At 52.2% G+C, this 26,840-nt stretch carries 17 protein-coding genes, 2 pseudogenes and 1 riboswitch; of the genes and pseudogenes, 7 read left to right on the top strand and 12 right to left on the bottom strand.

Annotation, left to right across the window (positions count from 1 at the left end; genetic code table 11):
* Nucleotides 1-304 precede the first annotated feature (304 nt).
* Complete coding sequence (locus tag ACFX4U_RS18295) at nucleotides 305-835, top strand: hypothetical protein (protein WP_349350522.1); 531 nt, start codon at nucleotides 305-307, stop codon at nucleotides 833-835.
* A gap of 606 nt (nucleotides 836-1,441) precedes the next feature.
* Here ACFX4U_RS18295 and ACFX4U_RS18300 read toward each other — a convergent pair.
* From ACFX4U_RS18300 to ACFX4U_RS18320, 5 genes and pseudogenes are all read right to left on the bottom strand, one after another.
* A complete protein-coding gene (locus tag ACFX4U_RS18300; protein WP_380218523.1) occupies nucleotides 1,442-2,113 on the bottom strand; it encodes a hypothetical protein in 672 nt (223 codons plus the stop codon).
* A 336-nt stretch (nucleotides 2,114-2,449) separates the two neighbouring features.
* Nucleotides 2,450-3,343, bottom strand: a pseudogene (locus ACFX4U_RS18305) (methyl-accepting chemotaxis protein); the annotation flags it as partial.
* A pseudogene (locus tag ACFX4U_RS18310) lies at nucleotides 3,334-4,031 on the bottom strand (integrase); the annotation flags it as partial. The pseudogenes ACFX4U_RS18310 and ACFX4U_RS18305, both read right to left, overlap by 10 nt.
* 67 nt (nucleotides 4,032-4,098) lie before the next feature.
* Nucleotides 4,099-4,193, bottom strand: a riboswitch (TPP riboswitch).
* Nucleotides 4,194-4,324: 131 nt separating this feature from the next.
* Nucleotides 4,325-8,986 (bottom strand): autotransporter outer membrane beta-barrel domain-containing protein, encoded by a 4,662-nt coding sequence (locus ACFX4U_RS18315; RefSeq protein ID WP_380218521.1) that lies wholly within the window; start codon nucleotides 8,984-8,986, stop codon nucleotides 4,325-4,327.
* Nucleotides 8,987-9,749: 763 nt separating this feature from the next.
* Entirely contained in the window at nucleotides 9,750-10,823 is a 1,074-nt protein-coding gene (locus tag ACFX4U_RS18320; RefSeq protein WP_313506695.1) for a LacI family DNA-binding transcriptional regulator, read from the bottom strand.
* Nucleotides 10,824-11,091: 268 nt separating this feature from the next.
* Here ACFX4U_RS18320 and ACFX4U_RS18325 point away from each other — a divergent pair, with 268 nt between their 5' ends.
* Nucleotides 11,092-12,357, top strand: coding sequence for a maltoporin (locus tag ACFX4U_RS18325; RefSeq protein WP_313506694.1), 1,266 nt, complete (start codon nucleotides 11,092-11,094; stop codon nucleotides 12,355-12,357).
* A 223-nt stretch (nucleotides 12,358-12,580) separates the two neighbouring features.
* Here ACFX4U_RS18325 and ACFX4U_RS18330 read toward each other — a convergent pair whose 3' ends face one another.
* The 6 genes from ACFX4U_RS18330 to ACFX4U_RS18355 form a co-directional block, all read right to left on the bottom strand.
* Complete coding sequence (locus ACFX4U_RS18330) at nucleotides 12,581-12,898, bottom strand: glucose PTS transporter subunit EIIB (protein ID WP_313506693.1); 318 nt, start codon at nucleotides 12,896-12,898, stop codon at nucleotides 12,581-12,583.
* A 66-nt stretch (nucleotides 12,899-12,964) separates the two neighbouring features.
* Nucleotides 12,965-15,022: a beta-galactosidase gene (locus ACFX4U_RS18335; protein WP_313506692.1), complete on the bottom strand. Its 2,058-nt coding sequence runs from the start codon at nucleotides 15,020-15,022 to the stop codon at nucleotides 12,965-12,967.
* 30 nt (nucleotides 15,023-15,052) lie between these two features.
* Entirely contained in the window at nucleotides 15,053-16,252 is a 1,200-nt protein-coding gene (locus tag ACFX4U_RS18340) for an arabinogalactan endo-beta-1,4-galactanase (protein WP_305735540.1), read from the bottom strand.
* Nucleotides 16,253-16,256: 4 nt separating this feature from the next.
* Nucleotides 16,257-17,108, bottom strand: coding sequence for a sugar ABC transporter permease (locus ACFX4U_RS18345; RefSeq protein ID WP_020454348.1), 852 nt, complete (start codon nucleotides 17,106-17,108; stop codon nucleotides 16,257-16,259).
* A gap of 10 nt (nucleotides 17,109-17,118) precedes the next feature.
* Entirely contained in the window at nucleotides 17,119-18,426 is a 1,308-nt protein-coding gene (locus ACFX4U_RS18350) for a sugar ABC transporter permease (protein ID WP_313506691.1), read from the bottom strand.
* 56 nt (nucleotides 18,427-18,482) lie between these two features.
* The gene (locus ACFX4U_RS18355) at nucleotides 18,483-19,718 is read right to left on the bottom strand and encodes an extracellular solute-binding protein (RefSeq protein WP_313506690.1); all 1,236 of its coding nucleotides are present in this window, start codon (nucleotides 19,716-19,718) and stop codon (nucleotides 18,483-18,485) included.
* Nucleotides 19,719-20,070: 352 nt separating this feature from the next.
* Between ACFX4U_RS18355 and ACFX4U_RS18360 the strand changes: the two genes are divergently transcribed.
* The 4 genes from ACFX4U_RS18360 (at nucleotide 20,071) to ACFX4U_RS18375 (ending at nucleotide 23,295) form a co-directional block, all read left to right on the top strand.
* Nucleotides 20,071-21,201, top strand: a complete 1,131-nt coding sequence (locus tag ACFX4U_RS18360; RefSeq protein ID WP_200550426.1) for an ABC transporter ATP-binding protein — start codon at nucleotides 20,071-20,073, stop codon at nucleotides 21,199-21,201.
* A 108-nt stretch (nucleotides 21,202-21,309) separates the two neighbouring features.
* Complete coding sequence (locus tag ACFX4U_RS18365) at nucleotides 21,310-22,323, top strand: zinc-binding alcohol dehydrogenase family protein (RefSeq protein ID WP_349350653.1); 1,014 nt, start codon at nucleotides 21,310-21,312, stop codon at nucleotides 22,321-22,323.
* A 198-nt stretch (nucleotides 22,324-22,521) separates the two neighbouring features.
* Nucleotides 22,522-22,857, top strand: a complete 336-nt coding sequence (locus ACFX4U_RS18370) for an RcnB family protein (RefSeq protein WP_200550425.1) — start codon at nucleotides 22,522-22,524, stop codon at nucleotides 22,855-22,857.
* Between the two features lie 12 nt (nucleotides 22,858-22,869).
* Nucleotides 22,870-23,295, top strand: a complete 426-nt coding sequence (locus ACFX4U_RS18375) for a GNAT family N-acetyltransferase (RefSeq protein WP_305735537.1) — start codon at nucleotides 22,870-22,872, stop codon at nucleotides 23,293-23,295.
* 33 nt (nucleotides 23,296-23,328) lie between these two features.
* Here the strand turns inward: ACFX4U_RS18375 and apbC are convergent, their stop codons facing one another.
* Nucleotides 23,329-24,438: an iron-sulfur cluster carrier protein ApbC gene (gene apbC / locus ACFX4U_RS18380; RefSeq protein WP_017459824.1), complete on the bottom strand. Its 1,110-nt coding sequence runs from the start codon at nucleotides 24,436-24,438 to the stop codon at nucleotides 23,329-23,331.
* 291 nt (nucleotides 24,439-24,729) lie between these two features.
* Here apbC and metG point away from each other — a divergent pair, with 291 nt between their 5' ends.
* Nucleotides 24,730-26,763 carry a methionine--tRNA ligase gene (metG, locus tag ACFX4U_RS18385; RefSeq protein WP_313506894.1) on the top strand — a complete coding sequence of 678 codons (2,034 nt, stop codon included), beginning with the start codon at nucleotides 24,730-24,732 and terminating at the stop codon, nucleotides 26,761-26,763.
* Nucleotides 26,764-26,840: the final 77 nt, after the last annotated feature.

Here is a 26,840-nt window from a genome sequence, read left to right on the forward strand (position 1 = left end):
ACCTCTTTAAAAACGGCATCTGCCTCTCATCACAACCCACGCGGATGCGCCCACATTACGACGACGGTTTCACCGGCTAATCGGCTTTTCAACAAGCAGGTGCAAGTCATGAGAATTTAATGATTTCATAGCGGTCATGAACACAACATCGATACCTGCAGGCAGCCTGACACGTTGATTTCTATGGTTCCTAAAATCACAGGTATCTTTCTCTACACCGTAAAGAACGTTTTTTAATGCTTGCTTATCAATGAGTTGCCTCCACATTATTCCCATAACCTTCAAAGGGAAAAGGAGAAGGAAGATGGCATCACCGCCAGGCATCGGCCCTATAAGTAGACAGCAGATCCTACAAAACAATATGAGAGAAATGAGAGAAATGAGAGAAATGAGAGAAGCACGCAGTCACGGCTACGGACGTAACGCCGCACTGCCGCAAACTTATTTATGGTTTTATCAGAAGGTGCGCATTAATGCGGCCCATTGGCTGTTAACTGTGTTGCTGGCCATCTTCGCCTGGCTGAGTTATCAGCCAGATCCGCGAGCAGGCGACACGCTTCAGAGCGTGCGCCAGGTCGCCCCAGGCACATGGCTTTACACCACGCAGAACAGCGAAGGCGGAGCCACCGTCCCGACCGTATACCGGTATTACCTACGCAACGTCGATGGAGCTAGCGTACAGCAGCTTTACGACGACTTTCCATTCCTGACTGGCAGCGGCACCCTATCGGCGATCGCCGTTGACGGTGACACGGTTCGGGTCGATTACAGCGGCAGGGTATACAGCATCGAACAGCACGCAAGCCGCTACTTTTTAACGTACAGCCTACGGTAAATTTAAGCGCGCCAGATCTGCCCCCGAACCTAAAAAGGTGGGCTTTTTTCATTTGTGAAAATTATTCGGGTACACAACGGCGGAAAATCCCGTCGTAACTGACGTGGGTATCTTACAGATCGGGTAATACAGGTATTTCTAAGCCTTCACAAGGAAGGGCACCCTGAATCAGTTGAATCTGATTCAACTTTTCCGTCATCTCAGGAGTCCATCTCTATTCTGCTAACCTGCTCTGCCCCAGCCAGGCAAACGGGGCTCTCTCAGTATGTACCGAACCGTGGTGGATAAAAGAAATATGGACAGGAAAGGAATATGGTTATGTGGTCAGTGTCAATACAATATCCGAAACGAATTTTTATAGATCTATCCTGATGTTCCCGGTTATCAATCGTGTTGATTAAAGATGAATCAGTTAAATTTTTTAATTACTTACTCTGCTAAGGAAATGGGTACTGTATAACGCCCATCTGGTTGATCCTGTTTCCATTTACTACTGTAAAAAGCCCGCAACTCTCGAGTGAACCCCATTTTGTGGATAATTCACTCGGCGGGCTTATACTTTATTTATACACTGGTATCACTTTGGGTAACAAACAACCATGCTTATTAGTTAATTTGTGATTTTTTGAATATTTTCTTTTCATTATATTCAATAATGCTTCTTTTCGTTAAATGATAAAAAGTTGATAAAATAAACCCCACCATTAACGATAACACGATGAATATACCATTTTTATATTTCTTACTGACGTCACCTTTACTGATAAATATAAAATCCTTTTCCTTCGAATAGTCCAGCTTTGTAATAAAGGCTATTTTTGTATATAGTTCAGTACCATTCATCACGTTGTTTTTATTATCATCAATTATTCTTTTATACGCTTGATAATCCTGAATATACCAAGCGTTGATTTTTTGATATATCGTTTTAATTGCAGCATCAGCGATCGGTTTTTCTGAAGTCTTGCCTCTCCAGGTGAGATTAATTACTTTAGTTCTTTCATCTGACTGAATAGTAAATCTGTCATTAATGCCTTTGATAATCGATTCAATGAAATTCGATTTGCAATCAAAATCAGCATCACAGTTAATAATCATACTGGGAGCATCACTGTTTATTTTTATTTCATAGTTTATATTTACTTTATCTTTTTCTACCAACAAAAAAACAATTGCTAAAATCAGCGCTGCCGCCATTGAGAAAATGACACTTTTACTTTTCTTTTTCATAAAGAAAAGCAACTCGAGTAAATCTATCTCTGTCGTTTCATTTTTCATTTTTAAATCACCACATTAATCAACAAGTATGTTAAACAAACAAAAGTCAGAGCTAAAACACCGAAGAACAACTTGGCTGGAATCGTATATTTCATTTTGTTATGTGATAGGTAAAAGGATAGTCTACTGCTTATCAAAACGTAGGAAAACTCCTAATTTTGATTGTTTCGCACTTTTTCTTGCAGTCTGATTTTTGCTTAACCCAGCCCAGCCTTACCAACCCCCGCTTCCTTTCAAACGCCTCGCGTTGCTGGAACCGGAGCGCAAAATCACCTTCAAAGATAACGCGACCACAAAAAGAAAGGCAGGCCGAAGCCTGTCTGTCACCGTTTGTCATCAGTTAAGTTTGAAGACAGCCACAGCCTGTTTAAGTAATTGCGACTGCACTTTCAGCGAATGTGCCGCGGCAGAGGCTTCCTCAACGAGTGCGGCTTTCTGCTGGGTAACGGAATCCATTTGCGCGACAGCAATATTGATCTGCTCAATACCGCGGCTTTGCTTATCGGTGGAGAGATCAATCTCCGACATCAGTTCGGACACCTGTTTAACGGAAGCGATAATGCGCTTCATGCTTTCGCCCGCTCGCTCCCCCTTTCGCTGCCAGGCTGAGTCTGAGTGCCGGACTGCTCAATCAACTCCTTAATCTCTTTCGCAGTAACCGACGAGCGCTGCGCCAGATTGCGGACTTCGCTAGCGACAACGGCAAAACCGCGCCCCTGCTCGCGAGCGCGGGCTGCCTCAACGGCCGCGTTAAGCGCCAGGATATTAGTCTGGAAAGCAATATCTTCAATCAGGCCGATAATTGTGTCGATTTTGCCTGAGCTGCTTTCGGTTTCCTTTATTGAAAGCACCGCTTCCCTCTTGCGCAGAGTTGCGCATTTTGCTGTCAAGCTGGTTAGCCAGGTGCGTGTTTTCTGAGGTGTGTTTCACCGTGGAAGTCAGTTGTTCTCTACCGGCAGCCGTTTCGCCAAGGGAAGCGGCCTACGACTCTGTTCGTGCCGAGAGATCCGTATTTCCTGCGGCAATCTCTTCTGCGGCATGAGCCACGCTTTCGCTTGAATGACGAACCTGTGCAATGATATCCACCAGCGAAAGACGCATCTGCTCCAGCGAGCTGAGCAACGTACCGATTTCATCTTTCGAGCGCAATATCACCGGGCTATGCAGTTCTCCGGTAGTCATCTGCTTACAGTGAAGACGGGCAGAGTCAAGAGGAAAAAGGACACGACGCCATCAGTTGGCGGCTTTTGCAACACGTCTTTGCCCTCAGTGAGAAAAGTTTTGAATAGTGATTTACAGAGCTTGAGATGCTTGTGGATGGCCTCAACCCAACCAGCTCATCAGGTGGAACATCATCGCATTCGATCAGTTGCTGAATAGTCATCGAGCGATAAGGTTGAAAAACGCGTTTTGGGAGATATTCAACGACCTCCATCACCTGTTTAATGTCCTGCTTGGTGATAGCCGCGACATTAGTTTCTCCGCCCAAGACAGTTAGCAATACTTCCATATAACGCTCATTCGCCATTGAGATCGATTTCGTCCAGTTTCGCCCCTTTTCGTCTTTGTACATCGCCCACGCATCCGAGAGGGTTAGCACTTTTTCCGGTTCGGCTGCCGGTTGAGATTCCACGATTTCAACAGGAGGAGCTATCTGCTGGTGGGGCAAAAGTGGATTTCTCACAGCCTTGCGTTCTGACGCAATCAGATTAGACAAAAATGATTCGAACAGGAGGAGCGGCGTAGCTAATAATTTAACAAAAGGAATGATTGGCGTAACACCAACCATCAAAGCAGATGCTTCACGATAACTATCAGTGAGAAGGGATTTTTTATACATCCTGCCATTTGAAAGCCGGATTTGCAGATAGTAATTGCCGTTTCGTTGAAACGTGTATGGAAGAGTTCTGTACCTCATGATTAAGCCCTTTTTGTACCTCAAGTGCATTCAGCACGGACAAAAAGAGATGCAATCTCATGATAAGTAAGCCTAATTTCGGCCCCCTACGCTGGCATTATCCAGATCAGGTGGTACGGGTATTTCTCAGCCTTCATACGAAGGGCACCCCGAGTCATTTAAAAATCAATACGTTGCGGTTAACCGTTTAGTAACCGCCACTCAGGATAATGCGCGCGTCGGGTGTTGTAAACCAGCCTTCCGGCAAAAGCGACACATACGGGCAAACCCTGCAATGTAAGACGTACGGACAACTATTTGAATTCATAACGAACACCCAACGTCGCTTGCGTACTGCTATAGCTTTTGCCGCCGAGTTGATGGCCGACATTGCCCCACAGACTCAGTTGCGGGTTCAACCTGCCGGTAATGCCGATTTTCACTTCGCCGACATTCTCCGCGCCCGCCTGGCTGATGGTTTCACCATCCATACGCGTGGCGAAACGCTGCGTGTTGTGGATCCAGTTGGCTTCGATAAACGGCTGTAACGTGCGTCCGTTTTGATTATCCTCACTGCCGTAGCTGTTCAACCAACTGCGGATCCCGAGCCGCGTTTGTAGCGCGTTACTCCCGTCGCCGCTGACACGCGTGCCGTTTGCTTCACGGTGATCTTCGGTTTTTACCCCCATCCAGATAGCCTGCGCCTGCGGCTGGATGTGCCAGATTGTCCGCGAACCGTTGCTGGCGGAAAACTCCGCGGCTTTCCAGTTCCAGGCGGTTTCAACGGACGCACTGACGCCTTTGGCTTGATACGACTCGCCAGAGAGTTCCTCGCCGCTGACTGAATTCGTAAACCAGCTGTATTGCGCCCAACTGCCAATATACAGCCCGGTTTTATCCACATCATCGGCGTACCATGCGCCGTATACGCCTGCCGTATAGCCGTTTACCCGACCGTCAGCATCGTAACCGCTGATGTCCGAGTACGTGTTGCTGTGGTTGTTTCCATACCCGGCCATAACGCCCGCGCGCCCGCGCCCCTGGCGGTCGTCGCTCCACTGCACCAGGTCGCCGCCCAGCATCACTACGTACTGAGTCGACGAGGTTTTCAACTGCCCACTGCCGTCGCGCGAGCGATTACGCGTTCCCGCCTGATGCATCCACATGCCGCTTTCTGCGGTATCGCCCAGTTGCGCGTTATCGGTCTCGCTATCCTGCAAACGGAAGGCAAACATGCGGTTGGCTGCCGCCAGATTTTCCGTGTAGCTTCCCCCTTCCGGGCGGTTAACCGGCGTTGCGGATTGCGGTGGTTCCGGTTGGGATGGCGTCGGGTCAGGATCGGGCTGCTCAGAGGGCGGCTGCCCGGGTTCAGTCGGAGGTTGTTCCGGTTCGCTCGGGGGATCTTCCGGTTCGGTCGGCGGGTCATCCGGGTCAGGCGGCACGTCTTCTGGCATCTGGTTGCTTAAATACCAGTGCGCATGATCCTGCCCGTTGCCGCGCACCAGCATATATTCATACGCGCCCGCGACAATTCGCCCCTGCTGAGTGAATTGCCCGGCGGAGTGACCGTTTACCTGGATGAGCCGAATCCCGTTTAGCGTAGGCAAGCCAGTGCCGCCGACATTGTTAACGCTGACCTTTGTCGTACCGCTGGTATCGCCTTCCACGCGCAGCGTTTCCGTGGCGGCGCTGTCATCCGCCAGAACGGTGTTGAAATTAATTACACCGTTGCTGCCCTGGTAATCGCCCTTCACTACCAGTTGATTACCCGGCGCTTTGCCGCTTGTTGCCGCGCCTATCTGAACGGTGCCGCTGTTACTCAGGTTACCGTTAATGGTTAACACATCGCTCACTGCGGCGGCACCGGCCGCGCGTGCAGACTGCTTCCCGGTTCCGATCGCCAGGGTGCCAGCGTTGGTGACATCGCCTGCTACCGCGCCGTTGCCGATAAGTGCGGCGTCCTGATAGATATTGACGTGCGATGACTCCAGCGTGAACGGATCTTCGGGGGAACCAAACTTCACGCCGCCGGTTCGGATATTCGTCTCACCTTTATAAAGCGCAGCGGCCTGCGAGAGTGTGATGATGCCGAGGCCACCTTTTTCCAGCCCGCCCGAACCGGTCACACTGTTTTGCACGGTCCAGTCATCGTTGGTCACCAGCCGAAGCGTTCCGTCATTGATTATCGACGCGCAACTCAACTGATTTGCCGCATTAACCGTAAGCTGGCTGCCGTCGCCAATCTCAACCGTCCCGCCGAAATAGGTGTTGTCAGCGGTAAACTGGATGTCGCTGTCGTTCAGCACAACAATCCCGTTATTGGTAAGCGTGTTTTCAAACAGACCGGAAGCACCGTTAAATTTGAGAAAACCGAGGTTATCGATGCCCGCGGTTCCCAGTCCACGAGGAGTATCGAGGGTGACGGATGCCCCCGATGTTATGGTGATATCGGCACTGAGCGCGGTATTGTCACCGTGGATAGCCATCTGCCCACTGGTGAAATTCAACGCGCCACCGCCGGTGAGCGCACCAGCGATATCGCCGCCTTTGGTCACCGTCAGCGTGCCGCCAGCAAGATCAATCCGCGATCCTTGCTCGCTCTCCACCGCGCCCAGCGTTTGCTGATAGCCATGAATGTCCAGCACCGTTGCAGAGGCCATGTCGAGCAACGAGGTGTTGCCCAGGGTGTGATCGTTGGCTAACTGCAACTCACCTGCCACAATCCGCGTTGTGCCGGTGTAGTCGTTATCCTGATTGGAGAGTGAAACTGCGGTGTCGGTATTAATTTGTAAATCACCGCTTCCGCTGACTTTCGCGCTCAGATCGGCGGCGTTATCGCTGTTGCCTTCGGCGTTCAATGTCAGGGCGTCATTACCCTGCGCCAGCAGTTCAAGCTCAGTCAGCCCGTAATTGATATACATACCATCCGCACCGCTACCGCTGGTAAGACGATAGTCATAGTGCCCTTTCGCCACGGTCTGGCCATTTTGCGTAACGTCGTGCTCCGTTTTTGCGGAAACAGCCTGGCCATTTTCATCGACGAGCAGCAAATTACCGCCAGCGCCGGTTACGGCTTGCTGGCTTTCCACCAACTGATGTACGACGTCCGCCTCGTCCTGTTGCATGAGCGGTTTGCTGATATCAGGCGGCGCATGCTGCAAACTGCTGCTGTTGCTGATCTGAATGGTGCCCCGCCCGGACAAATCCACATTTCCCGCCGCCTCAACTAAAGGTAGAGAGCCGACATCGCCAAATACCATGGTGCCGCCGTTGAAAGCCAGGCCGCCAATGGATTGGGTGCCTGCGCCAACGGTAGTCGTGTTGCCGTTTTCAACATGCAGTGTGGCCTGTGTAAGCGCGGCGGTATTGACCCCATCCAGCAGAAAATCGTTGTTTCTGAGATAGACATCACCGGAAAAATCACGCCCCACATCTGCGGTAAAATTAAACGCGTTGTGGTTATTATCGGCAATAAAATCGCCCGTACCGGTCAGGTGATTATTAAATTCGAAAGCCGCATCTGTTTGTGCACTGAACTCCCCATTCACATCAACATGAATAGTACCCGCACCAAACGCATTGTTACTGAATAATAAATCCTTACTGGCTGCCGCTTTTCCGGTAATATTCCACATTCCGGCATAGGTGTTTTTATTAATAAAAATGATGACATCCCCTGACACGGTAGTCACACCGGTACCGATCATTTTATTGGTGAAGGCGTAGTGTTCCATCCCGGCAATTTCCAGCCCTTGCGACCAGTCATTTTCGTCAGTATTAATTGTTATAGTGTTTGATCCCAGCGCTTTCGTATGATTAATCGTAACCAAACCGCCGCTAATTAGCGTATCACCGCTATAATCAGATTCTAAACCCAGAGTGGTATGACCCGACTGATATTCGACACTGCCCTCACCCACTATTTGCATATTAAAAACATAGCCATCATCATTCGATTGCGTAGAAAAATTATTATTAAAAATAACTTTATTATTACCAGCCCCGCTCATAATAATGCGAGTTGCCCGAATATGATTTTGTTCATCCGTTAATGCGTCACCGATATAAAGGGTGTTATTTGCGCCGGATACGCTGCCAAGGTTAATATTATCCCCCACATCCACCCACGCATTATTACCGAGTACCGTTTTCATGTCATTACCGGCAGCAGACGCATTAAGATTCATATTTTCGCCGATAACTACGTGTTGCCCGGAAGAACCACCATGTATTTGCAACGCCGAGTCACCGGCATGCGTGCCGTTAAGGTTCATATCGCCGTTAACATGCACGTCCGCATTGCGAATTAATGCGTTATCCGCGACCGCATTAATGTCATTGAGTGTTCGATCATTTGAGAGCGTTAAATCACCGCCAACATTAACGGTTGCGCCATCGGCAATATGCAACCCCATGCCGCCGCCAGCGAGATCGGCGGTGAGATTATCGCCAACGTTGAGAATTGCGGAACCGCTGACCGATAACCCGCCACTCACCGCGCCGCCACTGGGAGAAATCGACATATCATGCGCCACGGTGGTCGTGCCGCCGGTCTGGACGAACTGGCTTGTTTCAGACTGCAGGTTGATGCTGTTGGCCACGATTATCGACTGCGCATCATAAATATTAATAGACGTTGACGTGCCAGCACCGGTGCTGGTCACAAGGTTGCCGAACGAGAGTGTGCCGCCATATCCGCTTGTCGATGCGGGGACACCACCGATTTGCGCCCCGCCGAACTGAATGTGCGACTGACCATTCAAAAACAGATCGCCTGCGCCATTAAGCGAACCGCCATGTAACCATAAATAAGCGCTGTCCATCTCTACTGCATAGGGACCAGAGCCGTTAGTGATATTGACGGTACCGGCTCCAGCGGTAATTTCCAGACTGCTATTCGGATTGAACTTAAGACCATCGGTAATATCGTTAACCGGCTTATCGTAAAGCGTATTTTGCGTAATATTTACGGCCATAGCACCTGGAATGCCCGTAAAAAACAACAACACGGGAAAAGTAAGTCTTACTGCGCAGGAAAGGCGTGTAAGCGTGGTTTTCATATTCGGCACGCTATTTAAACCGGATGAGGGGTAGCGCGTCATATCCAGTTTAGAGGGTGCAGAGAATTGCTGTATTAACTTCCCTGCATTAGGTTTAACCATCCTTTCCATAGAGAACTTCCTTATATTTAAAATAAGCGTTCCTGTAATTTATTTCGGTAAAATACGGGCAACACCCACAACTCATGCAGACGCACCGCGACCTCAACTGAACAATTCGTGACAGTCATGGAAGATAAATTAATGGAACAGATAAAACAAAACGCTATCACACAGAAAATAACGCACCGAACTTAAAATATTAAATATATCCGCTTACCGTTACCGCTAAGATCACAAAGTATTTATCGGTTAAGTAAACGCTTAATTACATTTACCCGAAAACGTCGGCATTAACCCTCATGCACGAGTTATCTTAACAGCAAACTGCTGGACAGTTACCAGGCAAAAGCATTTTTTAACCGTCGTTTATTTCGCTCAATGAAGTGATAAATATTAACAAGTTGCCTGTTATTTTTGTGTTAATAAATAAAATTAAAAATCCGAAAATAAATGCAGCCTCAGCGCAAGGCCAAAATGATATACATGGCTGAAACGCGGAATAATGGATTGGTAAGTGAGCCGGCGCGGTGATGTCACCCGACACAAGTGCCGGATGACAGGTGACATTAAAGCGTAATTATTTCCATAACTTGTGCGCAATGGATTGCAGTTGCTGGGCGATCTCTTGCAGGTTGGTGTCCTGCGCCTGCAGTGCCCCTGTTGAGTGGCGCACAATAAGCCGTGCGGGCAATACCGAAGAGCTGCGAGCGGCATCGCCGTGACCGCTGTCGAGCAGCCGCCGAACCGCTTCCTTACCCTGTAAATCAAGATCCAGCGAGACGGTGGTCAGCGCCGGGTAAAAGAATGAGCTTTCGTAGGTGTCGTCATAACCGACGACCGATTTCTCACCGGGGATCGCCACCTGGTGCTGATGAAACGCGCTTAACACACCCAGCGCCATCTGGTCGTTACCTACCAACACGGCGGTAAAGTTTGGCGTTTCGCGCAGCATCTGTAGCGCACCGGCATAGCCACTTTGCGCGTCCCAGTTACCGTGAAAAACCATCACCGGTTTCAGGCCATAGCCGTTTAGGGTTTCGATCCAGCTTTTCAGGCGCAGCTTCGCGGAGACAGAACTTTCGGGCCCGGCCAGTAAAGCAATCTCCCGGTGTCCCAAATCGTACAGGTGTTTGACGCTGGCACGGGTACCGTCCGCCGGGTTAAACGAAACGTTAAACACCGAACTGTAAGGGTCAACATCGAGAAACAGGCAGACGATGTCGTCGTTGTCAGACGCGATGCGCTGCGCCTGTTCGGTCTCCAGCGGTACGTTGATGATCACTTTATCGACCAGCTGTGATTTCAGTTCGTTGATGGCAGCCTGAATATCATGATTGACGTTCTCATCAATCATTGAGATCAGTACCTGGTAACCATCGAGGTTGGCATAGCGTTTTACCGCCGCCGCCACCTGCGATGGCGCGTGCAATGCCAGCGAAGTGGTCACCAGCCCAATGGTCTGGCTCTGCTTGCCGACCAGCTGTTGGGCCAGCCTGTTGGGTACGTAGCGCAATAACTCTATGGATTTCTCAACCTTGAGACGCGTGGCTTCGGATACATTGGCAGATTTGTTGAGTACCCTGGACACGGTCTGATAGGAGACACCCGCATGGCGGGCAACGTCTTCTAACGTCGCACTTTTAGACTTCATGGTCCGGTTCCTTATGTTGTTATGCGCCGATTGTAACAGGGGCCATCTAAAAAAACGCTCACCACACTTTTCCTCGCCTCTTTTTCGCCAAATAAGTATCACGCTCACAATAGCGAACATTGTGAAGGAATTCGCTACTTGTAACAAAAAACGCTGATTTATTTGCACTTAATCACACATTCGCAATCGTTAGTTTGCCTGTTTTTACATTTAGGCATTTTATGACAGCGTTTATGTGAACGTAATACAAAACAATAAGAGGAATGATATGAACACTACGCTACGCACTCTCACACTTGCGTTAGCCGCTGCGCTGACTTCACCATCCATCCTGGCTGCCTCATCTGTGCCTATCGACTTTCACGGTTACCTGCGCGGTGGCGTAGGCGTGTCGGGCGATGGCGGACAGGTGGAGTGGCAGAAAAACAAACTCGGCCGCCTCGGTAACGAATCCGACACCTACGGGGAAGTGGAACTGGGCTCGGAAGTGTATAAAAAAGACGAAGTGAGCTTTTACCTCGACACCATGGTCAGCATGGTTTCCGACGGCTCCAACGACAACGAAACCACCATTGGCGATGACGCTCAATTTGGTTTGCGCCAGTTAAACCTGCAAATCAAAGGGCTTATCCCTAACGATCCCAACGCGGTGATCTGGGGTGGTAAACGTTACTACCAGCGTCACGATCTGCACATTATCGATACTAAATACTGGAACATTTCCGGCTCCGGCGCAGGTGTTGAAAATTACACCTTAGGCCCGGGCGCAGTGTCCGTGGCGTGGATCCGTGGCGACGCCAACGATGTCGATTACCGCGTGGATAACGATAACGACGTCAATATCAACTATATCGACCTGCGCTACGCGGGCTGGAAACCGTGGTCAGGCGCGTGGACCGAGTTCGGCATCGACTACGCCATGCCAAACCCGACCAAAAAACAGAAACAGTATGGCGGCCTGTATGAAGCCGATGATGGCGTCATGGTGACCGGTGAAATCAGCCAGGATATGTTTGGCGGCTACAACAAGCTGGTGCTGCAATACGCCAACAAAGGGCTGGCGCAGAACATGGTGTCGCAGGGCGGCGGCTGGTACGACATGTGGCACTACGTTAATGACGCCAGCGGCTATCGCGTGATTAACACCGGTCTTATTCCGATTACCGATAAGTTCTCACTGAACCACGTGCTGACATACGGTTCGGCCAACGACATTACCGAATACACCGACAAAACGCGTCTGGTTTCGCTGGTTGGCCGCGCTCAGTATCAGCTCACCAATTATGTGCGCCTGATTGGTGAAGTCGGCGGTTTCTACCAGAAAGATGATTATAAAAACGGCACTCACTACAAACAGAGCGGCGAGAAATATACTTTTGCCGTCGGTCTGGCGGACGGCCCGGAATTTATGTCTCGTCCTGAGTTACGCCTTTTCGCTTCCTATTTAAATGATTCGGAAGACGGAAAATCATTTGAAGATGGAACGAAAAATAATACCTGGAACTTCGGTGTTCAGGTTGAAGCCTGGTGGTAATACGCTTCATCCTTCACTTTATCTCTTTGTTGGCTGAATCTGTTTGCTCTGGCTTTTTATTTCAATAAGCCAATACCGGGAAACTATGTTGTCGCAAAAAGATAATGCACCACGTTGTATGTATTAACGAGTAACATCATTATTTACTTTATCTCCGCAAACTGAGCAAAGTTGCCACTGTTTTATTTCGGGATACCCATGCAGGTATCCCTTTTTTTATTTATTAGCGAGATGAGAAATGTTCATCAAGTAATTTACGCAGCGCATCGGATTGTTTACCGAAAATAGCATGGACTTCCTGGCCAAGAATAATTACACCCAACGCCCCTTCATTTTGCAGTGCCTGAGAATCGACAACAGCCAGATCGTTTACCGTCACGCGTAAACGGGTTAAGCAGGCATCCACATGCGCAATATTCGGCGCGCCGCCAAAGGCTTGCGCCAGCCGCTGGATTTTCTGTAACTCCCCTTCGCTAATGGGCGTTGCAGTCGCGTTTTTCGGTTCAGAGAAGTAATGCAGGAAGGATTTAAGGCTTACCATAATAGTCTCCTGATAATCAGCAGATAAAAAAACGCCTGCCCGAATGGGCAGGCGCGGAAGGTTCACTTACGCTTTACGGCTTACAACCCGGCAATCCCAGGGAGCGAGCGACATCGCGCCGCTGACCGACGAACCAGATAAACAATCCTGATAGCCGCCAGGCAGCGTTATCGCCTGCTGCTGGGCGCTAAAGTTCTGGATAAAGACAAAGGTGCTTTCGCCATCGGTACGCGCTGTGGCAACGACGCCCGGCGGCAAATCGTGTTGCAACGCGCGCGGCAGCGCCAGCTCATCAATGATGTTGGCGAAGAAGTCGCGCTGGAAAGCGAGATCGTTGCGTGAGGCAACGTGCCAGGCCTTGCCTTTGCCGACATGATTGACCGTCACTGCGGGTCGCCCGGCGTAGAAATCATCCCGGTAAGTTGCCAGCGCCTGCGCGCGCTCGGTATGAATCAACTCACACAGATGGCGCACCTGATACGGCCCCTGTAACCCGGCTTCATTCCCCGCCAGTCCCTGCACCAGATTGCGCTCGTTATCGTCCAGGCAATCAATCTCTTCTGCCCAGATACCAAGCAATTTGCGCAGCGGACCTGGGAAACCACCGAGATAACAGAGATCGCTCTCATTGACCACGCCGGTCCAGTAAGAGGTCACCAGATGACCACCCGCCGCGACAAACGCCTCTGCGCGTTCGGCAAAACCGTCGCGCACCATATACAGCATCGGCGCAATCACCAGTTGATAACGGCTGAGATCGGCATCGGCATTGATCACGTCAACGGCAATGCCTTTTTCCCAGAACGGTCGATAGTGCTCGTTAACCGTTTTTTCATACTCCAGCCCTTTATTGCGCGGGCCTTCGGCGTCATCCAGCGCCCAGCGGTTTTGCTGATCGAAGATGATCGCCACGCGGGCATCGGTACGGCATCCCATTATCGGGGTGAGTTTGCTGAGCATGTCGCCCAGCGCGCAGACTTCACGACCCACGCGCGTATCCAGATGCCCGACGTGATCAATAACCGCGCCGTGGAACTTCTCGACCGACCCGCGGCTTTTACGCCACTGGAAGTACTGCACCGAATCGGCACCGTGCGCCACCGCCTGCAGTGACGAGAGAATGTGCATTCCCGGCTTTTTCAGCTTGCTGGTCGGCTGCCAGTTGGTGACGCTCGGCGTCGACTCCATCAGCACAAACGGTTTGCCGCCTTTCAGTGTGCGCATCATGTCGTGATACATGGCGGTGTAGCAGGCCAGCGCCGTTTCGTCTTTATCGCGGTGCCACATCGGGTAGCTGTCCCAGGAGATAAAATCAATTGCTTCAGCCAACCGCCAGTAGTCGTAATCGTAGAAATACTCCATAAAGTTGGTGGTCACCGGCAGCGTCGCGTTGGCGGCTTTCAGCGGGGCCACTTCATGGCGGCAAAAGTCGGTTACCTGCGCGGTGTTAAAACGCCGCCAGTCGAGGTTCAGCCCGTGAATGGAGACTTCGCCCTGCGGCGCCGGTGACTGGATCTGCGACCAGTCGCTGTAAGTGTGGCTCCAGAAGTCGCTCCACCAGGCGTGATTGAGGTTTTCCAGCGTCTGATAGCGTGCTTTCAGCCAGCCGCGGAATTTCTCCTGACACAACGCGCAGTGGCATTCGCCGCCATATTCATTGGAAATGTGCCAGCCCAGCACCGCCGGATGGTGCGCATAGCGCTCTGCCAGCAGCGTATTGATTTTCAGCGTCTTTTCCCGATACACCGGCGAGGTCATGCAGTGGTTGTGCCGCCCGCCGTGCAGCGCCGGGACGCGATCGCGCCCGACCCGCAACACCTCCGGGTATTTTTGCGACATCCACGCCGGACGCGCGCCGCTTGGCGTGGCCAGAAAAATATGGATACCGGCGGCATATAATTTATCGATGACATCATCCAGCCAGGCGAAATTAAATACCCCTTCCTGCGGTTCGAGTTTCGACCAGCTGAATATGCCGACAGACATTACATTGCATTTTGCCTGCTGCATCATGGCAATGTCGTTATCAATAATATCGGGATAGTTTTCCCACTGTTCCGGGTTATAGTCCGCGCCATGCAATAGCGAGACGACCTTCGGGCTTAAAGGCGCAAATTTATTCATAATGAATTCCTGAAATTTACCACACCAAAATTAATTAAAGACTTTTACCGATGGCAGCACTTTCCCCTGGCAATCAAATAACGCCTGGTTTTCGCGGGCATTTCCCTCTTTCCACTGGTCGTTGATATATTTCATGCCCGCTTGTGTGGCCCAGGTATTTCCGGGAACGGCAATCCAGGTTGGCTCCCAATAAAAAACACCTTTGCCGCGATGGCCCTGAACATTGATTACCGACTGCATTAAATCGTGAATATAGTCATATTGCCCCTGCACAGTGCCGGGGTAGCCGCCCTCTTTTTCTTCTTTTGCCTGGAAGCTGTTTTCCGCGTTATCACAGTTCGCCAGCGTATAGCCGTAGGCCGCTTCCACCACAATCACATCTTTGTTGTAGCGCTTACTGATGTCGTCCATATTGGCCTGCAACGCGCTGATTGGCCCGTTCCAGTAGGTGTACATCGAAAGGCCAATGACATCGAACGGCACATTGCGTTTGGTGATTTCATCAAACCACCAGCGGAAGGTATCGTTCTTGGTGCCCTCCGCCAGATGCAACATGATTTTTACCTGTTCACCGTTCTTCAGGTTCTCTTTCAGACCGTCGATAGCGGAATTCAGCAAGCCCGCCAGCCGGTCAAACTCACCGCCGCCCTGCCCCCAGCTTTTGCCTTCCGGCCACAGCATGCCGCCGTTGATCTCATTGCCGATTTGCACCATATCCGGCAGCACGCCTTCTTGCTTAAAGCGGGCGATGGTGTCGCGGGTGTAGTCATGGATGGCCGTTTTCAGCTGCGGGTAATCCATCTTCTCCCAGGCTTTGGGTTTGTATTGTTTGCCCGGATCGGTCCAGAAATCGCTGTAGTGGAAATCGAGCAGCAGTTTCATACCCTGCGCTTTGGCCCGTTTCGCCAGCGCCAGCGTGCTGGCTAAATCATTGTTACCGCCGCCGTAGGCCTGGCCTTGCGCATCTTTCGGGTCCACCCACAAACGCAAACGTACATAGTTGACGCCGTTGGCTTTCAGAATGGCGATCGCATCCTGCGGCTGGTTATTTTCGTTATAAAACTTCGCCCCGTGTTTCTCGGCGTCGAGCAGCGTTGAAATATCCGCGCCTTTGATGAAATCGGCGGGCATGCCGCTAAAAGGACGCGTTTTTAACGCGTCGGCGGCAAAGGTGCTGGCGGACAAACTACCAAGACAGACAGCAAGCAGAGCGGGTGCAAATCTTTTCATGTGGTTATCCTTTGGTGCTGCCGGAGGTCAGGCCGGAGACGAAGTATTTTTGCAATGCCAGATAAAGAATGGCCACCGGAACGGCGATCAAAACCGCGCCCGCCGCGTAGGTGGTGTAACTGGCGCCCATTTTTTGCGCCACCAGGTTGTAAAGCCCAATCGGCAGCGTGTATTTGTCCGGGGTGCGCAAAATGGTGCTGGAGAGAATGAAATCCCCCAGCGGCCCGGTGAAAGAGAAGAGAGCCACCACGGCGACAATCGGTTTCGACAGCGGCATGATGATCTCAATAAAAATGCGAAAGTTACTCGCGCCGTCCATGCGTGCGGACTCATCCAAATCGCGCGGAATGGCATCGAGATAGCCTTTCATCAAATAGGTATTCATCGGGATCATCCCGGCGACATAAATCAGTACCAGCGCCATATGGCTGTTGATTAAGCCCAACAGTTGCGACAGCACAAAAATGGCGATCAGCGCCGAAAACTGCGGGATCATCTGCAACAGCAAAAACAGCATCAGCCCGTTCTGCCGCCCTTTAAAACGAAAGCGGGAAAAGGCATAGGCGGTGAAACTGACGCTGATAAGCGTTAGCACCATTGTCAGCAGGCTGATCTTCATTGAGTTCCAGTACCAGGTCAGGTAGTTGACCTGGCCGTTAAACAGATCGGCATAGTGCTGAAACGAGAGGTTTTCCGGGATTATCGAGGTGCTGAGCAGGCTGTTACCGGCATTCAGCGACGCGCCAATCGTCCACACCAGCGGGTAGATAATCATCAGCGATACCAGCGCGATAACCAGCCAGGAGAGCGTCAGGCGGATCCACTTCTCGCGGCGGATACTTTGTGATTGAGCCATTTTTCCTCCCTTATGCCATGTCGTCGTTTTTAAAGGATTTGGTCGCGCGGAACTGCCACAGCGCCAGGCCGACGACAAAAATCGACAGCAAAATGGTGATGGTCGCTGCAATCGCGTACTGCGAGGAGGACATCGTCAGCTTGTAAATCCACGACACCAGAATATCCGTCCCACCCGCGTTCGCCCCCGCGACTGCCGGGCCGCCGTTGTTAAACAGATAGATGATGTTGAAGTTGTTAAAGTTGAAGGTGTATTGGGTGATGATGATTGGCGCAATCGAGTACAGCACCAACGGCAGCGTAATGGTGCGCAGCCGTGTCCAGGTGCCCGCGCCATCCATTTTCGCCGCCTCGTACAAATCGTCAGGAATGGCCTGCAACACGCCGGTGGTCATGGCGAAAACAAACGGGAAACCGAGCCAGGTTTGCATCATGATCAGCGCCGTTTTGGTCCAGAACGGATCCGTCAGCCACGCTTTCGGCGCAATGCCGAAGAACGCGAGAATGGCATTGTTAATCACGCCGAACGAATCGTTAAACATCCCGGCGAACACCAGAATGGTGACAAATCCCGGCACCGCCCACGGCAGGATAAAAATGGTGCGTACCAGCGGCTTAAAGCGCAGATCTTTCTGGTTCACCAGAATTGCCAGCAGCACGCCAACGGAACACTGCAACGTGGTAGCCAGCAGCGTCCAGACCACCGTCCATTGCAGCACATCAAAGAAGGTTGAACGCCAGATCGACAAGGTGAAGATGTTGACGAAGTTCTTTAATCCCACCCAGTCCACCAGTTTGGCCGGCGGCGTGTGGTAAAGGTTGTAGTTGGTGAAAGCGATGGCGAAACCGAACAGAATCGGGAAAATCACCACGAACACCAGCAGAATAAAGCCTGGCGTGATCATCAGATACGGGAAACCGTCGCTGAGCAACATCTGGTACTGTTTGCGCACGCTGTTGAGCGGTTTTCCTGCGTCGCGTTTTTTACCGTTTACCCACGCATCGCGCAGCGAGAGGTAATAGACCATCACGCCAAAGGCGATGATGAGTACGCTGATAATCCCTTCCGCCAGTAAGAAAATGGAGTTATCCCGCGGGACTTCTTCGCCAAGGGTGTATAACCCCCACAATCCTTCACGCAGAAAATCGTAAAAAATGCCCATAAAGCTGCTAAGCAGCACCAGGAAGATAAGGCCCTTGAACCACTGGCGGTGATAAAACTGACCAAAACCCGGCACAACGGCCAGCAGCAGCCCGCACCACGCATGTCGACCTGCGCAACGCGTTTTGGCAAAATTTTCGCTGGGACTGATAATCACGTACGACTCCTTTTCAACAACGGGAGGTGCCCCTCCCGTTTCGCAACAACACGCGGTTACTGGTTACTGGCCTGCATCGCTTCAACTTGCATATGGATCTGTTTGGTGGCCGCATCGAGCGCCGCCTGCGGTTCCTGTTTGCCGGTCAGGCTCAGCTCCAGCGCGGCGTTTGCCGGCCCCCACACTTCGCCCATTTCCGGAATGCCCGGCATTGCCGTCGCGCGCGCCGCCTGTACCGCTACTGCGCTGGCTTTTTCGTCATTTTTGATAACCGGATCGTCAATCATCGCTTTCTGCGCCGGGATTTCACGCGTGGCGATATAGCGCGTTTTCACGTACTGCGGCTGGTTGATAAATTCGATGAACTGCTGGGCGAGCTTTTTGTCTTTGCTCCAGGTTGAAACGACATAGCCTTTCACGCCGAGGAACGAGCTCATCGGCTTGCCGTCCGGCAGGTTCGGCAGCGGCGCGACGCCGTAATTGATACCCGCCGCTTCATACGGCTGGAACGCCCACGGGCCGTTGATTACCGCTGCGGCTTTTTTCTCGGTAAACAGTGAATCGATGGCGTTCAGGCCGTTATCGCCGAGGATGCCGGAGGGGAACACGCCTTCGGCGTAGAATTTTTTCAGGAAAGTGACAGCTTCCACCGCGCCCGGTTTATTGAGGCCAATATCCTGAGGGTTGAAGCCGCCTTTATCGTTTTTACCAAACAGGTAGCCGCCTTCCGGCCCGATGGCGCCCCAGCTGTAATAGATCTGGTCAAACTTGGCCAGCAGCCCGTATTTGTCCTGCGCGCGCTGTTTTTTCGAATAGTCGAGCCATTCCGGCAGGCTTTGCAGCGGCTTATCAATCAGTTCTTTGTTATAGATAAGCACTAGGGTTTCCACCGCTTTCGGCACACCATACAGAGTGTTATCCAGACGAAAGGCGTTGATGGACGCAGGCGTAAAGGCGTCAACTTTTTCTTTATCCAGATTCAGCGGCGTCAGCAACCCTTGCACCACCGCGCCACCCAGTTGATCATTGGGAATGACCAGCACATCCGGGCCAATCCCGGCCGGGCCATCAAGGCGTAATTTCTCCAGCTGCTGCGCGTAGGGCATCTCCTGCACATTAACTTTGACGTCGTACTTTTGTTCGAAATCTTTTACGGCGTCCTGAATGCCGACCGACTTTTTGATGTCTTCCCAGACATTCAGCTGTCGGGTGGCGGCGTGCGCCGACAGGCTAACCGTCTGGCCAACGGCGAGTGCAGAGAGGATCAGTGCAGTAAGTATGTTCTTTTTCATTATCAACCTCATGTCAAGGTATAACAATTTTGTGGTTTTTATGGCGCAGCACCAGAATACCCTTTAAATAAAGCACCTGATATTGCAGGGTTTAAGACGTATTCATCCGCCTTATTGAATTTGTTATACGCTACGCTTTACTAATTAATAAAACGAGCATAAACGGTGAGTTATGTGACCGGCATTACAGAAATGAAAATTCGATATAGGGCGCAAAAACACTGGAAGTTATAGTCATAGCAAGATTTTTCGCCGTTACGCAGCAACGCCAGATGATTGTTATACGTAGTACAAAAACACTCAGCGCACGGCATAAACGGTAAATAACGGCTACTACATTCGGGGAACGTTGATGTCCAATATACGACTGAGGAATGTCACCAAACGGTTTGGCGACACGGTGACGCTGAACAATGTCAATTTGTCGATTGATGATGGCGAATTCGCGGTATTTGTCGGCCCTTCCGGCTGTGGCAAATCCACCATGCTGCGCATGATTGCCGGTCTGGAAGAGGTCAGCGAAGGCGAAGTGTTGATTGGTGACGAAGTGATGAATGATGTCGCGCCGGCGCATCGCGGCGTGTCGATGGTGTTCCAGTCTTACGCGCTCTACCCGCATATGACCGTGGCGGAAAATATGGGCTACGGGCTGAAAGTGAACAAAGTGCCGAAAGAGGAGATCCGCCGCCAGGTGGAGATGGTGGCGAAAACCCTGCAACTGAGCCACCTGCTGGACCGAAAACCGAAACAGCTCTCCGGCGGCCAGCGCCAGCGCGTCGCCATTGGCCGCGCGATTGTGCGCAACCCGCGCGTATTTATGTTCGACGAGCCGCTCTCAAACCTCGACGCCGAACTGCGCGTTGAGATGCGCCTGCACATTGCGCGCCTGCATCAGGAGCTGAAAACCACCATGGTGTATGTCACCCACGATCAGGTGGAGGCAATGACGCTGGCGGATAAAATCGTGGTGATGAACTACGGCAATGTCGAGCAGATGGGCTCGCCGATGTCGCTCTATTACAACCCGAAAAACAAGTTTGTCGCCGGATTTATCGGCTCGCCGAAGATGAACTTCCTGCCCGCAACGGTTAAAGCCTGGCAACCCGGCGAAGTGACTCTCACGCTGGCGCAGGGGCATCAATTAACGCTCGGTATCGACACCTCGCGCCTGGAACCCGGTGCTTCGATCACGCTCGGCATTCGCCCGGAGCATCTATCGACGGATGTCACGCGCGGCACGCCGCTGGAATTTCAGTGTGAAGTGGTGGAACGGCTGGGTAATAACACTTACCTGTTCGGACAATGCTACGGCCATGACAACATAAAAATTCTGCTGCCGGGGGATGTCCATTTCCGTCCGTGGCAGAAAATTACCCTCGCCTTTGATAGCCGCCACTGCATGATTTTCGACGACCAGGATCTGCGCGTCAGCGCCGATATTCCGGTGCCAAACCCGGACTCCCCGGATGGCCAGATCAATTGATTTTCACTCATCGAGGATAAGTGCTGCTCCGTTTTGCGTGTTTTTCATCAGATAGGCTTTGACTACCCTTATCTGCATCGACACTAAAAACGCATTAACGGAGCCATGATGAAAGCTATCGCTATTACCCGCGCCGCGCAGAACGGCAGCAATCTGGATTTTCTTACCGACATTGAACTGCCACAACCGACCGCCAGCGGCCACGACTTGCTGGTTGAAGTGAAAGCCGTTTCCGTCAACCCGGTGGACACCAAAGTGCGCGCCGGTTTTAACGCCGATGCACCGCGCATACTGGGCTGGGATGCCGTTGGCGTGGTGACTGCCGTGGGTGAAGCGGTAACGTTGTTCCAGCCGGGCGATGAAGTGTGGTACGCCGGCGCATTGACCCGCCCCGGCAGCAATAGCGAATTCCAGTTGGTGGACGAACGCATCGCGGCGCGCAAACCGAAAACGCTGGATAACGCTTCCGCCGCCGCACTGCCCTTAACCGCCATTACCGCCTGGGAGTTGTTATTCGACCGTCTTGGCATCAAAGAGGGCGGCAGCGAAAATGATGTGCTGCTGATTGTTGGCGCGGCGGGCGGCGTAGGCTCGATCATGACGCAGCTGGCGCGTAAGTTAACCCGCTTAACGGTGATTGGTACGGCATCCCGCCCCGCCAGCCAGCAGTGGGTAAAAGAACTGGGCGCGCATTATGTGATTGACCACAGCAAACCACTGACCGAAGAGCTGGCGCGCATCGGCGTCAAACAAGTTTCACATGTCGCCAGCCTCAATAATACTGAAGAGCATTATCAGCAGCTGATTAATGCCCTGAAACCGCAGGGTAAACTGGCGCTGATTGATGATCCGCAAAGCCTGGACGCGCTGCCGCTGAAGGTGAAGAGCATTTCGCTGCACTGGGAGTTTATGTTTACCCGCTCAATGTTCACCACTGACGATATGATTGCCCAGCACCAGTTGCTTTCACGCGTGGCGCAGTTGATCGATGAAGGCGTGTTAAGAACCACGCTTGGCGAGCACTTTGGCACCATCACTGCCGCGAACCTGCGCAAAGCCCATGCGCTGCTGGAAAGCCAGCGGGCGGTGGGCAAAATCGTGCTGGAAGGGTTTGCTGACTGACGATTAGCCAGGATTATTCTCAAAGGTTACAAGCGGATAGCGAAAATCGCCGTCCGCTTTTCCTGCTCTGCCCTGGGTTTGCTTACACTTTTTACCAAAGCGTTATTTTTTGGTGGTTGCTCCGCTGTCAGTTAACGGCAATGATGGCGTGCTATTTATGCAACCGCGTGAAATGTATAAGAACAACCTGGAGAGAGTATGAGTAAAACAAAAATGATGCTTCTGGGCGCGCTGTTGGCAACCGCCTCGACGGCCTTTGCCGCACCGCAAACCGCTACGCCAGGCGCAACCGGGCCGCAATCTTACGAAATTAACGAATTTGTCGCTGACTTTACGAAATTCACCATTGGCGATACCGTACCGGCGATGTACCGCAGCGAAGAATACAACATTAAACAGTGGCAATTGCGTAACCTGCCAGCCCCCGAAGCCGGTAGCCACTGGACCTACATGGGCGGCAACTATGTACTTATCACCGATGCCGAAGGCAAAATCCTCAAAGCCTATAACGGCGACATCTTTTACCATCGCTAAACCAGGAGCTGAATGATTATTCGCCGCTGGCAGGAAAGTGACAGACCGTTTTTACGCACCCTTTTTTTACACGCCCGCAAAGCGAGCTGGCACTGGCTTGATGGCAGCGACTGGCGGCTGGAAGATTTTGACGCCGCCACGCTCGATGAAACCATCTGGGTCGCCGAAGAAGAGGGCCACCGGCTGGGGTTCGCCTCGGTGTATGAAAACGACAATTTCCTGCACAACCTGTTTGTCGACCCGGCCTTTCAGGGCAAAGGCGTCGGCAGCGCACTGCTCAAACATGCGCAATCTACCTTTACCGGCACCGGTGCGCTGAAATGCCTGCAGCATAACAAAGCCGCGCTGGCGTTTTATCAGCACCACGGCTGGCATATCGAAGCACAGGGCGTTTCGCCGGAAGGGGATTACGTGCTGATGCACTATCTGAAGAAGTAAAAAACCTCTCCCGAACGGGAGAGGTTGACTGGCTTACACCGCGCGAAACGCGATATCGCCAGGAATGACTTCGCCCTGCCAGTAAAGCTGCGCGGCTACGCGCCCGGCAAGTTGACGGTAGATAGCGGTAAATTCGCTGTCCGGGCGACTCACCACGGTCGGCGTGCCTTTATCCAGATCTTCACGCAGCGAAATATGCAGCGGCATCTGACCCAACAACTCGGTGTGATACTGTTCGGCCAGTTTTTCCGCACCACCGGTGCCAAAAATCGGTTCGTGATGACCGCAGTTGCTGCAAATATGCATGCTCATGTTTTCAACAATCCCGAGCACCGGCACTTCCACTTTCTCGAACATGACGATGCCTTTTTTGGCGTCGATCAGCGCGATATCCTGCGGCGTTGTCACCACCAGCGCGCCAGTCACCGGAATGTTTTGCGCCAGCGTCAACTGGATATCACCGGTGCCTGGCGGCATATCCAGCACCAGGTAATCCAGATCCGGCCACATGGATTCCTGCAACAGTTGCAGCAGCGCTTTGCTGGCCATCGGGCCGCGCCACACCATGGCGTTATCATCGGTGACCAGGTAACCAATCGAGTTGGTCGCCAGACCGTGGGCGATAATCGGCGCCATATGCGTGCCGTCCGGCGAGGTCGGACGCTCATGCTCCGCACCGAGCATAACCGGGATCGACGGGCCATAAATATCGGCGTCGAGAATACCGACTTTCGCCCCTTCCGCCGCCAGCGCCAGCGCCAGGTTTACCGCCGTGGAGGATTTCCCTACCCCACCCTTGCCGGAACTGACGGCAATGATGTTTTTCACACCGTTTACGCCAGGCTGGTTCTTCACACGTTTTAAGGTAGCGATGTTGTGCGACAGCTTCCAGTCGATGGCGCGCGCGCCGGTCAGACGCAGCAATTCGGCGCTACACTGCGCTTTTAACTCTTCAAACGCGCTGCGCCAGACAAACGGCATCAGCAGCTCGACGTGCAGCGTGTCATCCAGCCAGGCGACATGGTGCACCGCTTTAAGCGCGGTGAGATTGTGCTTCAGGGTTGGGTGCTGAAAATCGGCCAGCGTCCCGGTGACAATCGCGCGTAACGCTTCCGGGGATTTGGCCTGGGATTGCGAACTCATCCCGACTCCTTTGTAGTTGTTCTGAAAACGACATTGTAGCCAGCAAGTTTACCCCACGGGCAACAATTATTCATTTACGGATAAATGCCGTTAACGCATGGGTTAATTATTACTCATGTATTCATATAGGGATTGAAACGTTCTTAAAGCCCTTAGTACTGAGGGAGCAATCTTTACCCAAAAAACCTTATCTGGATTAAAACGCGCCAAAAGGCCTTCTCGCGTGGCGCAATATTTACCTTTTTGGTAATATTTCTCCCCCCTTTTTCTCAAGAAGATGTAATGCCTACTATGACTCAAGTCGCGAAGAAAATTCTGGTAACGTGCGCACTGCCGTACGCCAACGGCTCCATCCACCTCGGCCATATGCTGGAGCACATCCAGGCTGATATCTGGGTCCGTTACCAGCGAATGCGCGGCCACGAGGTCAACTTCATCTGTGCGGACGATGCCCACGGCACGCCGATCATGCTGAAAGCCCAGCAACTGGGGATCACCCCGGAGCAGATGATTGCGGACATGAGTCAGGAGCATCAGACCGATTTTGCTGGCTTTAACATCAGCTACGACAACTACCACTCGACGCACAGCGACGAGAACCGCGAACTGTCGGAGCTTATCTACACCCGCCTGAAAGAGAACGGTTTTATTAAAAACCGCACCATCTCTCAGCTCTACGATCCGGAAAAAGGCATGTTCCTGCCGGACCGTTTTGTGAAAGGCACCTGCCCGAAATGTAAATCACCGGATCAGTACGGCGATAACTGCGAAGTGTGCGGCGCAACCTACAGCCCGACCGAGCTGATTGAGCCGAAGTCGGTGGTTTCCGGCGCGACGCCGGTGATGCGTGATTCTGAGCATTTCTTCTTCGATCTGCCGTCATTCAGCGAAATGTTGCAGGCGTGGACGCGCAGCGGCGCGCTGCAGGAGCAGGTGGCAAACAAAATGCAGGAGTGGTTTGAATCCGGCTTACAGCAGTGGGATATCTCCCGCGATGCGCCCTATTTCGGTTTTGAAATCCCGAACGCGCCGGGCAAATACTTCTACGTCTGGCTGGATGCGCCGATTGGCTATATGGGTTCGTTCAAAAACCTGTGCGACAAACGTGGCGATACCACCAGCTTCGACGCGTACTGGCAGAAAGATTCCGACGCCGATCTGTATCACTTCATTGGTAAAGATATCGTCTATTTCCACAGCCTGTTCTGGCCGGCAATGCTGGAAGGCAGCGGTTTCCGTAAGCCGACCAACCTGTTCGTCCATGGCTATGTGACGGTGAACGGCGCGAAGATGTCCAAATCGCGCGGGACGTTTATCAAAGCCAGCACCTGGCTGAACCATTTCGACGCCGACAGCCTGCGCTATTACTACGCGGCGAAACTCTCTTCGCGCATCGATGATATCGATCTCAACCTGGAAGATTTCATCCAGCGCGTGAATGCCGACATCGTAAATAAAGTGGTTAACCTCGCTTCCCGTAACGCCGGTTTTATCAATAAGCGTTTCGACGGCGTGCTGGCCGCAGAGCTTGCGGATCCTGCGCTGTACAAAACCTTTACCGACGCGGCAGCGACCATTAGCGAAGCGTGGGAGAGTCGTGAGTTCGGCAAAGCGGTACGCGAAATTATGGCGCTGGCCGACGTGGCGAACCGTTACGTTGACGAACAAGCACCGTGGGTGGTGGCAAAACAGGAAGGCCGCGACGCCGATCTGCAAGCCATCTGCACCATGGGGCTGAACATGTTCCGCGTGCTGATGACGTGGCTGAAACCGGTTCTGCCGTCGCTGGCGGAGCGCACCGAAGCGTTCCTCAATACGACGCTTGAGTGGGATGCCATCAACCAGCCGCTGCTCGGCCACAAAATTAACGCCTTCAAAGCGTTGTACAACCGTATCGAAATGAAACAGGTAGAAGCACTGGTGGAAGCCTCAAAAGAGGAAGTGAAAGCGGCTGCCGCACCGGTCACCGGCGAGCTGGCAGATAACCCGATTCAGGAAACCATCAACTTTGATGATTTCGCGAAAGTCGATCTGCGCGTGGCGCTGATTGAAAACGCCGAGTTCGTTGAAGGTTCCGATAAGCTGCTGCGCCTGACGCTGGATCTGGATGGCGAAAAACGCAATGTCTTCTCCGGCATCCGTTCCGCGTACCCGGATCCGAGCGCGCTGATTGGTCGCCTGACGGTGATGGTCGCCAACCTGGCACCGCGCAAAATGCGTTTTGGTATCTCCGAAGGGATGGTGATGGCCGCCGGCCCTGGCGGGAAAGATATCTTCCTGTTAAGCCCTGATAGCGGCGCAAAAGCAGGCCAGCAAGTGAAGTAAAATAAATATCCTCCGGCATAGCCGGAGGTTTTTCTGATGCGCCTATAAGGCTCTCTTACCAGCCGCGCCCTAACAGG

Origin of the sequence: Kosakonia sp. YIM B13588, from assembly GCF_042788165.1 — a bacterium.
Taxonomy (GTDB): Bacteria; Pseudomonadota; Gammaproteobacteria; order Enterobacterales; family Enterobacteriaceae; genus Kosakonia; species Kosakonia sacchari.

Excerpts from the sequence above, each read along its gene's own strand:
- ACFX4U_RS18295 (WP_349350522.1), top strand. The coding sequence starts at position 305 with ATGGCATCACCGCCAGGCATCGGCCCTATAAGTAGACAGCAGATCCTA.
- ACFX4U_RS18300 (WP_380218523.1), bottom strand. The coding sequence starts at position 2,113 with ATGAAAAATGAAACGACAGAGATAGATTTACTCGAGTTGCTTTTCTTT.
- ACFX4U_RS18315 (WP_380218521.1), bottom strand. The coding sequence starts at position 8,986 with ATGGCCGTAAATATTACGCAAAATACGCTTTACGATAAGCCGGTTAAC.
- ACFX4U_RS18320 (WP_313506695.1), bottom strand. The coding sequence starts at position 10,823 with ATGAAGTCTAAAAGTGCGACGTTAGAAGACGTTGCCCGCCATGCGGGT.
- ACFX4U_RS18325 (WP_313506694.1), top strand. The coding sequence starts at position 11,092 with ATGAACACTACGCTACGCACTCTCACACTTGCGTTAGCCGCTGCGCTG.
- ACFX4U_RS18330 (WP_313506693.1), bottom strand. The coding sequence starts at position 12,898 with ATGGTAAGCCTTAAATCCTTCCTGCATTACTTCTCTGAACCGAAAAAC.
- ACFX4U_RS18335 (WP_313506692.1), bottom strand. The coding sequence starts at position 15,022 with ATGAATAAATTTGCGCCTTTAAGCCCGAAGGTCGTCTCGCTATTGCAT.
- ACFX4U_RS18340 (WP_305735540.1), bottom strand. The coding sequence starts at position 16,252 with ATGAAAAGATTTGCACCCGCTCTGCTTGCTGTCTGTCTTGGTAGTTTG.
- ACFX4U_RS18345 (WP_020454348.1), bottom strand. The coding sequence starts at position 17,108 with ATGGCTCAATCACAAAGTATCCGCCGCGAGAAGTGGATCCGCCTGACG.
- ACFX4U_RS18355 (WP_313506690.1), bottom strand. The coding sequence starts at position 19,718 with ATGAAAAAGAACATACTTACTGCACTGATCCTCTCTGCACTCGCCGTT.
- ACFX4U_RS18360 (WP_200550426.1), top strand. The coding sequence starts at position 20,071 with ATGTCCAATATACGACTGAGGAATGTCACCAAACGGTTTGGCGACACG.
- ACFX4U_RS18365 (WP_349350653.1), top strand. The coding sequence starts at position 21,310 with ATGAAAGCTATCGCTATTACCCGCGCCGCGCAGAACGGCAGCAATCTG.
- ACFX4U_RS18370 (WP_200550425.1), top strand. The coding sequence starts at position 22,522 with ATGAGTAAAACAAAAATGATGCTTCTGGGCGCGCTGTTGGCAACCGCC.
- ACFX4U_RS18375 (WP_305735537.1), top strand. The coding sequence starts at position 22,870 with ATGATTATTCGCCGCTGGCAGGAAAGTGACAGACCGTTTTTACGCACC.
- apbC (WP_017459824.1), bottom strand. The coding sequence starts at position 24,438 with ATGAGTTCGCAATCCCAGGCCAAATCCCCGGAAGCGTTACGCGCGATT.
- metG (WP_313506894.1), top strand. The coding sequence starts at position 24,730 with ATGACTCAAGTCGCGAAGAAAATTCTGGTAACGTGCGCACTGCCGTAC.